Consider the following 12867-nt stretch of genomic DNA (forward strand, 5'->3'; position numbering starts at 1 on the left):
TAACGTGTCGATCACCGTCAAGCTGATCAACCCGATCGCGATGGAAGAAGGCCTGCGTTTCGCTATCCGCGAAGGCGGCCGTACCGTCGGCGCCGGCGTGGTTGCCAAGATCCTGGGCTAATAAGCCAAGGTAAGAGGGAAACGGTTTACCGTTTCCCTCGAACAGCATTGTCAGGCTGCGAACGCATGCTGTATAATGCTGGATTCAGCGAGAAGTTTTCGTAGGGGTGTAGCTCAATTGGCAGAGCGTCGGTCTCCAAAACCGAAGGTCGCGGGTTCGATTCCCTCCGCCCCTGCCACCGATTCTGGTGCCAGGCACCGAAAGTAAAAAAAGTATGTCGAACCAATCCGTGCAAACTGTCAGCACCTCGAATGACAAGTTCAAGGTCGCACTGGCGGTGGTTGCCACGATTGCAGGCGTTGTCGGGTTCTTTTACCTGAAAGGCCAGAACAAACCAGCCTTGGTCGCCGCAGGCGCCCTCTTGGCTGGTTTAGTTTTTGCCGTCCTGCTTTTGTGGACCTCCACTACCGGCCGTGATTTCCTGAGCTTCGCCAAGGAGTCGGTGCGTGAAACCAAGAAGGTCGTTTGGCCGACCCGTCGGGAAGCCACCCAGATCACCGGCATCGTGTTTGCCTTCGTGGTCGTGACGGCTATTTTCCTGTGGGGCACGGATAAGGTTCTCGAATTCCTGTTGTACGACGTCGTCCTGGGGTGGAAAAACTAATGAGCGATAACGTTGACAACGCGGCCGGCGATCCGGTGCCGGGTGAAGTCCCGGCAGACGGCATTCCACAAGACGCTGCAGCTCCGGTGAGTGTCCCGGTCAGCAACAAGCGCTGGTATGTCGTCCATGTCTATTCCGGTATGGAAAAGAGCGTCATGCGCGCCCTGACCGAGCGCATCGAGCGCGCCGGCATGCAAGAACAGTTCGGCCAGATCCTGGTCCCGACCGAAGAAGTCGTCGAAATGCGCAACGGCACCAAGGCCGTTTCCGAGCGCCGCTTCTTCCCTGGCTACGTGCTGGTCGAGATGGAAATGACCGACGAAACCTGGCACCTGGTGAAGAACACCAGCAAAGTGACCGGTTTCATCGGCGGCAAGAGCAACAAGCCGACCCCTATCCCGGCGCGCGAGATCGACAAGATCATGCAGCAGGTCCAGGAAGGCGTCGAGAAGCCTCGGCCGAAAGTGCTGTACGAAGTGGGCGAGCAGGTCCGGATCAAAGAGGGCCCGTTCACCGACTTCAACGGCAACGTCGAAGAAGTGAATTACGAAAAATCGAAGGTGCGTGTGTCTGTCACCATCTTCGGCCGCGCAACTCCGGTGGAACTGGAGTTCGGGCAAGTGGAAAAAGTTTAAACGCAGTAATCGGAGCGTCGCAGCAGCAAGGCGGAATCCGGTAAGAGGAGCCCCGCCAGAGTAGTAGTGGTGGGGCGCTACTACTCAAAGCCAATTTTAGGAGCCATCCATGGCCAAGAAGATTATTGGTTTTATCAAGCTGCAAGTCGCAGCTGGTAAAGCAAACCCATCCCCACCGATCGGCCCAGCACTGGGTCAGCGCGGCCTGAACATCATGGAATTCTGCAAGGCGTTCAACGCCCAGACCCAGGGTTTCGAGCCGGGCATGCCGATTCCAGTCGTGATCACCGCGTTCGCCGACAAGTCCTTCACCTTCGTGATGAAGACCCCACCGGCAACCTACCTGATCAAGAAAGCCGCTGGCATCACCAAAGGTTCGCCGAAGCCACATACCGACAAGGTTGGCACGCTGACCCGTGCCCAGGCTGAAGAAATCGCAAAAACCAAGCAGCCGGACCTGACCGCCGCCGACATGGACGCAGCAGTGCGTATCATCGCCGGTTCGGCACGTTCGATGGGCATCACGGTGGAGGGTGTGTAATGGCTAAGATGTCCAAGCGCGTCAAAGAAATGAAAGCTAAAGTAGACCGCAACAAGGTCTACGCGTTCGACAACGCTCTGTCGATCGTCAAGGAATTCGCAACTGCCAAGTTCAACGAGTCGATCGACGTCTCGGTGCAGCTGGGCGTGGACCCGAAGAAGTCGGACCAAGTGGTCCGCGGTTCGGTCGTCCTGCCAGCAGGCACCGGCAAGACCGTGCGCGTCGCTGTCTTCGCATCGGGCGAAAAAGCCGAAGCTGCGAAAGCCGCCGGCGCCGACATCGTCGGTATGGAAGACCTGGCTGAGATGGTCAAAGCCGGCAACATGCCATTCGACATCGTGATCGCTTCGCCAGACACCATGCGTATCGTCGGTACCCTGGGCCAGATCCTGGGTCCACGTGGCCTGATGCCTAACCCGAAGGTCGGCACCGTCACCCCTGACGTCGCTACCGCGGTGAAGAACGCCAAGGCCGGTCAGGTCCAGTACCGTACCGACAAGGCTGGTATCGTCCACGCTACCATCGGCCGCAAGTCGTTCTCGGACGACCAGCTGAAGTCGAACCTGGTTGCGCTGATCGAAGCCCTGAACAAGGCCAAGCCAGCCACCTCGAAGGGCGTGTACCTGCGCAAGGTCGCGATTTCGTCGACCATGGGCGCCGGCGTGCGCGTCGACCACGCTTCGATCGCTGCTTAAAAAATTCAGTCTTCGCCAGAAATGGCGGAGCGCATCTTTGGGCTGGTGAGGCGGTAACGCTTCGCCAGGCAATCAAAGACCGTTGGGCCGAATGCAGCAGGCAGGCAGGAGGTTAATAGGCCACCCAACGCAGATGGTGTACCCGAACAAGTTTTGTAGTCCACGCTGCGTGAATCTATCCGCGTCAGATTGGCTTCTTAACTTCGGACGCCGTGTTCGAACCGATGTGAACGCTTTTGTTCCCATCATTTAAGGAGATTGACCGTGGGTCTTAATCTGAATGACAAAAAGGTCGTCGTCGAAGAAGTTTCCGCGAAAGTAGCTAGCGCGCAAACGATCGTCGTGGCTGAGTACCGTGGCATCCAGGTTGCTCACTTGACCAAGCTCCGTGCAACCGCACGTGCCCAGGGCGTCTACCTGCGTGTTCTGAAGAACACGCTGGCTCGTCGCGCTGTCGAAGGCACGCAGTTTGCCTCGCTGGCTGATTCCATGACCGGTCCGCTGATCTATTCGATCTCGGACGATGCCGTTGCTGCAGCGAAAATCATCAATGATTTCGCTAAAACCAACGACAAGCTGGTCGTGAAAGCCGGTAACTACGCAGGTAAGCAGCTCGATGTAGCTGGCGTTACCGCGTTGGCAAGCATTCCGTCGCGTGACGTCCTCATCTCGCAGCTGTTGGGCGTGATGCTGGCTCCGGTGTCGGGCTTTGCACGTGGTCTGGCTGCCCTGGCAGCGAAAAAAGGCGAAGGTTCGGAAGCTGCTCCTGCAGCAACCGAAGAAACCGCAGCAGCTTAATAGCCGCGCCTTTTTTTTCAAGTACCAACCTGAACTACACACACAACATATTTGGAGTTTCAAATGGCAATTAGCAAAGACGATATCCTGAACGCAGTGAGCGAAATGTCCGTCATGGACCTGAACGAACTGGTCAAGGCCTTCGAAGAGAAGTTTGGCGTGTCGGCAGCTGCAATGGCAGCTCCGGCAGCTGGCGGCGGCGCTGCTGCAGCAGCTGCTGAAGAGCAGACCGAATTCAACGTCGTGCTGACCGAAATCGGCGCGAACAAGGTCGGCGTCATCAAAGCCGTCCGTGAAATCACCGGTCTGGGCCTGAAAGAAGCTAAAGACGTGGTCGACGGTGCACCAAAGACCGTGAAAGAAGCCATGCCTAAAGCTGACGCTGAAGCCGCCAAGAAGAAGCTGGAAGAAGCTGGCGCCAAGGCTGAACTGAAGTAATACATGTGCATTGGGCACTTCGGTGCCCAACGCGGGAGTCAAAGCTTGCTAAACCTGCCGAAAGGGAGGTGGTGCTGCTTTGGCTCTTTTGTCGTCCCTGCGGCAAACGTGTGCAATACCTGTCGTACGGCAACAAATAGTGGCGGCAGACGGAAATATCGTAACACAGCAGTAGCTCGTCCTTTTTCACCTGACGGGAAAGCAGAGGCTTCAGGCCTTGCGTGTGGCGCTTCAACCACTGGCAATTCCTGAATTCTCATCCTTTCTGTCACTCACGGAGTGTCCATGCACTACTCATTTACTGAGAAGAAGCGCATTCGCAAGTCGTTCGCGAAGCGCGCCAACGTTCACAACGTTCCCTACCTTCTGGCTACCCAGCTTGAATCCTACGAGAATTTCCTGCAAGCGGATGCCGTTCCCTCCGTGCGCAAGAACGAAGGCCTGCAGTCCGCCTTCAGCTCCATCTTCCCTATCGTGTCGCACAATGGTTTTGCGCGCCTCGAGTTCCTTTCTTATGTGCTGGGCGATCCTGCGTTTGACGTGAAAGAATGCCAGCAGCGCGGCCTGACTTTCGCCTCGCCGCTGCGCGCCAAGGTGCGTCTGGTGATTCTGGACAAGGAATCGCCGACCAAGCCGGTCGTGAAGGAAATGAAAGAGCAGGAAGTCTACATGGGCGAACTGCCGCTGATGACCACGAACGGTTCGTTCGTGATCAACGGCACGGAACGCGTCATCGTCTCGCAGCTGCACCGCTCGCCAGGCGTGTTCTTCGAACACGACCGCGGCAAGACGCACTCCTCGGGCAAGCTGCTGTTCTCGGCACGCATCATTCCTTACCGCGGCTCGTGGCTGGACTTCGAGTTCGACCCGAAGGACATCCTGTTCTTCCGCGTCGACCGCCGCCGCAAGATGCCGGTCACGATCCTGCTGAAGGCCATCGGCATGACGCCGGAGCAGATCCTGGCGAACTTCTTCGTCTTCGACAATTTCACCCTCCGCAATGAAGGCGGCGAGCTGGAGTTCGTGTCCGAACGCCTGCGCGGCGAAGTCGCGCGCTTCGACATCGTCGATCCGAAGTCGGGCAAGACCATCGTCACGAAAGACAAGCGCATCAATGCCAAGCATGTGCGCGACATCGAAGCTGCCGGCATCAAGAGCATCTCGGTCCCTGAAGACTACCTGCTCGGCCGCGTGCTGGCACGTAACATCGTCGACCAGGACACCGGCGAAGTCATCGCCGTGGCCAACGACGAGCTGACCGAAGAGCTGCTGGGCAAGCTGCGCGATTCGAGCGTGACCGACATCCAGACGCTCTACACGAACGACCTGGACCAGGGCGGCTACATCTCGCAGACCCTGCGCACCGACGACACCGCCGACCAGACCGCCGCTCGCGTGGCGATCTACCGCATGATGCGTCCTGGCGAACCGCCAACCGAAGAATCGGTCGAAGCCCTGTTCAACGGCCTGTTCTACAGCCCTGAGCGCTACGACCTGTCGGCTGTCGGCCGCATGAAGTTCAACCGCCGTATCGGCCGTGACGAACTGACCGGCGCCATGACGATGTCGAACGAAGACATCCTGGCCGTGATCAAGATCCTCGTCGAGCTGCGCAATGGCCGCGGCGAAGTCGATGACATCGATCACCTGGGTAACCGCCGCGTGCGTTGCGTCGGCGAACTGGCTGAGAACCAGTTCCGCGCCGGCCTGGTGCGCGTTGAGCGCGCCGTCAAGGAACGCCTCGGCCAGGCCGAAGCGGACAACCTGATGCCGCATGACCTGATCAACAGCAAGCCGATCTCGGCCGCGATCCGCGAGTTCTTCGGTTCGTCGCAGCTGTCCCAGTTCATGGACCAGACCAACCCGCTGTCGGAAGTCACCCACAAGCGCCGCGTCTCGGCTCTCGGCCCTGGCGGTCTGACCCGCGAACGTGCAGGCTTCGAGGTGCGCGACGTGCACCCGACCCACTACGGCCGGGTGTGCCCGATCGAAACGCCTGAAGGCCCGAACATCGGCCTGATCAACTCGCTGGCACTGTACGCCCGCCTGAACGAATACGGCTTCCTGGAAACCCCGTACCGCAAGGTCGACGGCTCCAAGGTCACCGACAAGATCGAATACCTGTCGGCGATCGAAGAAGGCCGCTACATCATTGCCCAGGCTAACGCCGCGATCAATGAAGAAGGCCAGCTGGTCGACGAACTGGTGTCGGCACGTGAAGCCGGCGAAACCATCCTCGTCTCGCCAGAGCGCATCCAGTACATGGACGTGGCTCCAGGCCAGATCGTGTCGGTCGCAGCCTCGCTGATTCCGTTCCTGGAACACGATGATGCGAACCGTGCACTGATGGGCGCCAACATGCAGCGCCAGGCCGTGCCTTGCCTGCGTCCTGAAAAAGCCTTCGTCGGTACCGGCATCGAGCGCACCGTCGCGGTCGACTCGGGCACCACCGTGCAGGCCCTGCGTGGCGGCGTCGTGGACTACATCGATGCAGGCCGTGTGGTGATTCGCGTCAACGACGACGAAGCAACCGCAGGCGAAGTCGGCGTCGACATCTACAACCTGATCAAGTACACCCGTTCGAACCAGAACACCAACATCAACCAGCGTCCGATCGTGCAGGTTGGCGACCGCGTTGCCCGTGGCGACGTGATTGCCGACGGCGCATCGACCGACCTGGGCGAACTGGCCCTGGGCCAGAACATGCTGGTGGCGTTCATGCCGTGGAACGGCCTGAACTTCGAGGATTCGATCCTGATCTCGGAAAACGTCGTCAAGGACGACCGTTACACCTCGATCCACATCGAAGAGCTGTCGGTCGTCGCCCGCGACACCAAGCTCGGCGCGGAAGAAATCACCCGCGACATCTCGAACCTGGCTGAAAACCAGCTGGCGCGCCTGGATGAATCGGGCATCGTCTACATCGGCGCCGAAGTGCAGGCTGGCGACGTGCTGGTCGGTAAGGTCACCCCGAAAGGCGAGACCCAGCTGACCCCGGAAGAAAAGCTGCTGCGCGCGATCTTCGGCGAAAAAGCGTCGGACGTGAAAGACACCTCGCTGCGCGTGCCATCGGGCATGATCGGCACCGTGATCGACGTCCAGGTCTTCACCCGTGAAGGCATCCAGCGCGACAAGCGCGCCCAGCAGATCATCGACGATGAACTCAAGCGCTATCGCCTGGACCTGAACGACCAGATGCGTATCGTTGAAGGCGATGCCTTCCAGCGTCTGGAGCGCATGTTGACCGGCAAGATCGTCAACGGCGGTCCGAAGAAGCTGGCCAAGGGCGCCGCGATCACCCAGGAATACCTGGCAGATCTGGACAAGTTCCACTGGTTCGACATCCGCCCTGCGGACGACGACACCGCGAACGCACTCGAAGCGATCAAGGAATCGATCAACGAGAAGCGCCACCAGTTCGACCTGGCCTTCGAAGAGAAGCGCAAGAAGCTCACGCAAGGCGACGAGCTGCAGCCTGGCGTGCAGAAGATGGTCAAGGTCTACCTGGCCGTCAAGCGCCGCCTGCAGTCGGGCGACAAGATGGCAGGCCGCCACGGTAACAAGGGTGTGGTCTCGCGTATCGTGCCGGTCGAAGACATGCCGTTCATGGCCGATGGCACCCCTGCGGACGTCGTGCTGAACCCGCTGGGCGTTCCGTCGCGTATGAACGTCGGCCAGATCCTGGAAACCCACCTCGGTTGGGCGGCAAAGGGCCTGGGCCTGCGTATCGGCGACATGCTGCGTGCTTCGGCGAAAGCGGAAGAACTGCGTGGCTTCCTGGGCCAGATCTACAACGAAACCGGCCGCAAGGAAGACCTGGACAGCTTCAGCGATGAAGAAATCCTGACCCTGGCGAAGAACCTCAAGAACGGCGTGCCGTTCGCGACCCCGGTCTTCGACGGCGCCCACGAAACGGAAATCCGCCGCATGCTGGACCTGGCCTTCCCGGACGACATCGCCGCAAATCTCGGCATGACCCCGTCGAAGAACCAGGTCACGATGTTCGACGGCCGCACCGGCGAAGCATTCGAGCGCAAGGTCACCGTCGGCTTCATGCACATGCTGAAGCTGCACCACCTGGTGGACGACAAGATGCACGCGCGTTCGACCGGTCCATACTCGCTCGTCACGCAGCAGCCACTGGGCGGTAAAGCCCAGTTCGGCGGCCAGCGCTTCGGTGAGATGGAGGTGTGGGCACTGGAAGCCTACGGCGCGTCCTACGTGCTGCAGGAAATGCTGACCGTGAAGTCCGATGACGTGAACGGCCGCACCAAGGTGTACGAGAACCTGGTCAAGGGCGACCACGTGATCGACGCCGGCATGCCGGAATCGTTCAACGTGCTGGTGAAGGAAATCCGTTCGCTGGGTATCGACATCGATCTCGAGCGTAACTAAGCAGGGCCAGCATGGCCGCCAGCCTTCGGGCCCGGCCTGCTGCCTTTGAAACGTCGCCCCGGCGCAGGCCGGGGCCTAAGCCCGGTGATTTCACTGGCAAACTTGGATCCCGGCCTGCGCCGGGATGACGCATTCAAGGGTAGGGGTCCCGGCAAGCACTGGCGAAAATCAGTGAGAAGCCGGCGGCAGTTGTACCAAGTACAGAATTCAATCACCTGGAGTGATAAATGAAAGCACTGCTCGATCTATTCAAGCAAGTTCAGACGAACGAAAGTTTCGACGCCATCAAGATTGGCCTGGCGTCGCCTGAAAAAATCCGTTCGTGGTCCTTCGGCGAAGTCAAGAAGCCGGAAACCATCAACTACCGTACCTTCAAGCCAGAGCGCGACGGCCTGTTCTGCGCCAAGATCTTTGGCCCGATCAAGGACTACGAGTGCCTGTGCGGCAAGTACAAGCGCCTGAAGCACCGTGGCGTCATCTGCGAGAAGTGCGGCGTCGAAGTCACGCTGGCCAAGGTGCGCCGTGAGCGCATGGGCCACATCGAACTGGCATCGCCAACCGCGCACATCTGGTTCCTGAAGTCGCTGCCGTCGCGCCTGGGCATGGTCCTGGACATGACGCTGCGGGACATCGAACGCGTTCTGTACTTCGAAGCATATGTCGTGACCGATCCTGGCATGACCCCGCTGAAGAAGTCGCAGATCATGTCGGAAGACGACTACGCCGCCAAGTACGAAGAGTACGGCGACGACTTCACCGCATTCATGGGCGCCGAAGGCATCCGTGAACTGCTGCGCTCGATCGACATCCACCGCGATGCCGAAGCCCTGCGCGTGGAGCTGAAAGAATCGAAATCGGAAGCCAAGATCAAGAAATACGCCAAGCGCCTGAAAGTGCTCGAGGCGTTCCAGCGTTCGGGCATCAAGCCTGACTGGATGATCATGGAAGTGCTCCCGGTCCTGCCGCCGGAGCTGCGTCCGCTCGTCCCTCTGGACGGCGGCCGTTTCGCGACCTCCGACCTGAACGACCTGTACCGCCGCGTCATCAACCGTAATAACCGCCTGAAGCGCCTGATGGAACTGCGCGCACCGGAAATCATTACGCGTAACGAAAAGCGCATGCTGCAGGAAGCGGTCGACTCGCTGCTGGACAACGGCCGTCGCGGCAAAGCGATGACCGGCGCCAACAAGCGTCCGCTGAAGTCGCTGGCCGAAATGATCAAGGGTAAGGGCGGTCGTTTCCGTCAGAACCTGCTGGGCAAGCGCGTCGACTACTCGGGCCGTTCGGTCATCGTGGTCGGTCCACAGCTGAAACTGCACCAGTGCGGCCTGCCGAAGCTGATGGCCCTGGAACTGTTCAAGCCGTTCATCTTCAACAAGCTCGAACTGATGGGTCTGGCAACGACCATCAAGGCGGCGAAGAAGCTGGTCGAAATCCAGGAACCAGTGGTCTGGGACATCCTTGAAGAAGTCATCAAGGAACACCCGGTCATGCTGAACCGTGCACCAACCCTGCACCGTCTCGGTATCCAGGCGTTCGAGCCGGTCCTGATCGAAGGCAAGGCCATCCAGCTGCACCCACTCGTCTGCGCGGCCTTCAACGCCGACTTCGACGGTGACCAGATGGCTGTCCACGTCCCGCTGTCGATCGAAGCGCAGATGGAAGCGCGTACGCTGATGCTGGCGTCGAACAACATCCTGTTCCCGTCGAACGGCGAGCCGTCGATCGTGCCGTCCCAGGATATCGTGCTGGGTCTGTACTACGCGAGCCGCGAGGCGATCAACGCCAAGGGCGAGGGCATGATGTTCCCGGACGTGTCGGAAGTCATCCGCGCGTACGACAACAAGGAAGTGGAACTGGCGACCCGCATTACCGTGCGTATCGTCGAGTTCCCACGCGTTGCCGGCACCGAGGAATTCGAGCGCACCGTCACGCGCTACGAGACCACCGTCGGCCGTGCGATCCTGTCCGAGATCCTGCCGAAGGGCCTGCCGTTCAGCGTGCTGAACCGCTCGCTGAAGAAGAAGGAAATCTCGAAGCTGATCAACACGTCGTTCCGCAAGTGCGGCCTGCGTGCGACCGTCGTGTTCGCCGACAAGCTGATGCAGTCGGGCTTCCGCCTGGCAACGCGCGCCGGTATCTCGATCGCCGTCGACGACATGAAGATCCCGGACGTCAAGAAGGGCATGATCGCGACCGCCGAAGCGGAAGTGAAGCAGATCGAGCAGCAGTACAGCTCGGGTCTGGTCACCGCCGGCGAGCGTTACAACAAGGTCGTCGACATCTGGGGCAAGACCTCCGATGAAGTCGGCAAGGCGATGATGGACCAGCTGAAAGTCGAGCCGGTCACCCGCCGCGACGGCACCGAAGGCACCCAGGAATCGTTCAACGCGATTTACATGATGGCCGACTCGGGCGCCCGCGGTTCGGCAGCGCAGATTCGCCAGCTGGCTGGTATGCGAGGCCTGATGGCCAAGCCGGACGGTTCGATTATCGAAACGCCGATTACCGCGAACTTCCGCGAAGGCCTGAACGTTCTGCAGTACTTCATCTCGACGCACGGCGCCCGTAAGGGTCTGGCCGACACTGCGCTGAAGACGGCAAACTCGGGTTACCTGACCCGCCGCCTGGTCGACGTGACCCAGGATCTGGTGGTCATCGAGGACGATTGCGGCACCACCAACGGCACCTTCATGAAGGCGATGGTCGAAGGCGGTGAAGTCATCGAAGCGCTGCGCGACCGTATCCTCGGCCGCGTGACGGGCAACGATGTCGTCAATCCTGAAACCCAGGAAACCGTGTACGAAGCCGGCACGCTGCTGGACGAAGACATGGTCGAAGAGATCGAGCGTCTGGGCATCGACGAAGTCAAGGTCCGCACCCCGCTGAACTGCGACACCCGCTACGGCCTGTGCGCATCCTGCTACGGCCGCGACCTGGGCCGCGGCTCGATGGTCAACAGCGGCGAAGCAGTCGGCGTCGTGGCGGCACAGTCGATCGGTGAGCCGGGTACCCAGCTGACCATGCGTACCTTCCACATCGGTGGTGCGGCATCGCGTGCAGCAGTGGCATCGTCGGTCGAAGCCAAGTCGAACGGTACGGTCCGCTTCACGGCGACCATGCGTTACGTCACCAACGGCAAGGGCGCGCAAATCGTCATTACCCGTTCGGGCGAAGTGCTGATCACAGACGACCACGGCCGTGAGCGCGAGCGTCACAAGGTGCCGTACGGCGCGACCCTGATCGTCAAGGATGGCCAGGCAGTCAAGGCCGGCACCGCCCTGGCAACCTGGGATCCGCTGACCCGTCCGATCATTACCGAGTACGCAGGTACGATCAAGTTCGAGAACGTGGAAGAGGGCGTCACCGTCGCTCGCCAGGTCGACGAAGTGACCGGTCTGTCGACCCTGGTCGCGATCGATCCGAAGCGCCGTGGTTCCGCAGGCAAGGTTGTGCGTCCGCAGGTCAAGCTGCTGAACGAAGAAGGCCAGGAAGTGAAGATCGCCGGCACCGAACACGCCGTGACGATCGGTTTCCAGGTTGGCGCGCTGATCATGGTGAAAGACGGTCAATCTGTCTCGGTGGGTGAAGTGCTGGCACGTATCCCGACCGAATCGCAGAAGACCCGCGACATTACCGGTGGTCTGCCACGCGTTGCCGAACTGTTTGAAGCACGTTCGCCGAAAGACGCGGGCATGCTGGCCGAAGTCACCGGTACCGTCGCCTTCGGTAAAGAAACCAAGGGCAAGCAGCGTCTGGAAATCACGGACATGGACGGCAACAAGCACGAGTTCCTGATCACCAAGGACAAGCAAGTGCTGGTCCACGATGGTCAAGTCGTGAACAAGGGCGAGATGATCGTCGATGGTCCGGCCGATCCGCAGGACATCCTGCGCCTGCTGGGTATCGAAGCGCTGGCACGTTACATCGTCGACGAAGTGCAGGACGTCTACCGTCTGCAGGGCGTGAAGATCAACGACAAGCACATCGAAGTGATCGTGCGCCAGATGCTGCGCCGCGTGGCCATCGTCGAAGCCGGCGACACCGACTACATCGTCGGCGAGCAGGTGGAGCGTTCGGAACTGCTGGAAGAGAACGACCGCATGGAAGCCGCAGGCAAACTGCAAGCGACCTACGAGAACGTCCTGCTGGGTATTACCAAGGCATCGCTGTCGACCGATTCGTTCATCTCGGCCGCATCGTTCCAGGAAACCACCCGCGTGCTGACCGAAGCTGCGATCATGGGCAAGCGCGACGGCCTGCGCGGCCTGAAGGAAAACGTCATCGTCGGCCGCCTGATCCCTGGCGGCACCGGCCTGGCATTCCACCGCGCCAAGAAAGAGAAGGAAGTGTGGGAGGCGGAAGAGCGCCAGGCACTGCTGCAGCAGGAGAAGGCCAACATGGCTGCCGAACTGCAGGCGATGGAAGACCAGCAGAATGCGGCAGCTCCGGCTGAACAGCATCACGGCGAAGACGAGTAATCGTTTAGCTTCGCTGAAATGAAGACGGCACCCTGAGGGTGCCGTTTTTTTGTGCGCCCAGCATGGGCGCACTCTTGCGGGTGAAAGTCCCGTCGCGAGCTGACCACAGTGAGCGAAGCGAAACGCAACTGCGGAAGGGTGACCGACCGTGGGGAGGAA

9 protein-coding genes and 1 tRNA gene are annotated in these 12867 nt (G+C 60.1%); all 10 read left to right on the forward strand.

Annotated elements, in window-relative coordinates; translation table 11 throughout:
- Positions 1–121 (forward strand): EF-Tu C-terminal domain-related protein (locus AC56LR_RS21265; protein WP_497131592.1); only part of this gene is annotated, 121 nt, incomplete at its 5' end.
- 102 nt (positions 122–223) lie between these two features.
- Positions 224–299, forward strand: a tRNA-Trp gene (locus tag AC56LR_RS21270).
- Positions 300–335: 36 nt separating this feature from the next.
- Positions 336–725 carry a preprotein translocase subunit SecE gene (gene secE, locus AC56LR_RS21275; protein ID WP_171085303.1) on the forward strand — a complete coding sequence of 130 codons (390 nt, stop codon included), beginning with the start codon at positions 336–338 and terminating at the stop codon, positions 723–725.
- Positions 725–1360 (forward strand): transcription termination/antitermination protein NusG, encoded by a 636-nt coding sequence (gene nusG / locus AC56LR_RS21280; RefSeq protein ID WP_497133430.1) that lies wholly within the window; start codon positions 725–727, stop codon positions 1358–1360. The genes secE and nusG overlap by 1 nt, the downstream gene beginning before the upstream one ends.
- A 109-nt stretch (positions 1361–1469) precedes the next feature.
- Positions 1470–1901: a 50S ribosomal protein L11 gene (gene rplK / locus AC56LR_RS21285; protein WP_020653552.1), complete on the forward strand. Its 432-nt coding sequence runs from the start codon at positions 1470–1472 to the stop codon at positions 1899–1901.
- Positions 1901–2596: a 50S ribosomal protein L1 gene (rplA, locus tag AC56LR_RS21290; RefSeq protein ID WP_497133432.1), complete on the forward strand. Its 696-nt coding sequence runs from the start codon at positions 1901–1903 to the stop codon at positions 2594–2596. The genes rplK and rplA overlap by 1 nt, the downstream gene beginning before the upstream one ends.
- Positions 2597–2860: 264 nt before the next feature.
- Complete coding sequence (gene rplJ / locus AC56LR_RS21295) at positions 2861–3394, forward strand: 50S ribosomal protein L10 (protein ID WP_497133433.1); 534 nt, start codon at positions 2861–2863, stop codon at positions 3392–3394.
- A 63-nt stretch (positions 3395–3457) separates the two neighbouring features.
- Positions 3458–3832 (forward strand): 50S ribosomal protein L7/L12, encoded by a 375-nt coding sequence (gene rplL / locus AC56LR_RS21300; protein WP_497133435.1) that lies wholly within the window; start codon positions 3458–3460, stop codon positions 3830–3832.
- A 285-nt stretch (positions 3833–4117) separates the two neighbouring features.
- A complete protein-coding gene (gene rpoB, locus AC56LR_RS21305; protein ID WP_497133437.1) occupies positions 4118–8227 on the forward strand; it encodes a DNA-directed RNA polymerase subunit beta in 4110 nt (1369 codons plus the stop codon).
- A 227-nt stretch (positions 8228–8454) separates the two neighbouring features.
- Positions 8455–12708: a DNA-directed RNA polymerase subunit beta' gene (gene rpoC, locus AC56LR_RS21310; protein ID WP_497133439.1), complete on the forward strand. Its 4254-nt coding sequence runs from the start codon at positions 8455–8457 to the stop codon at positions 12706–12708.
- Positions 12709–12867 lie beyond the last annotated feature (159 nt).

This window comes from Telluria sp. ZT3P39, assembly GCF_059685935.1.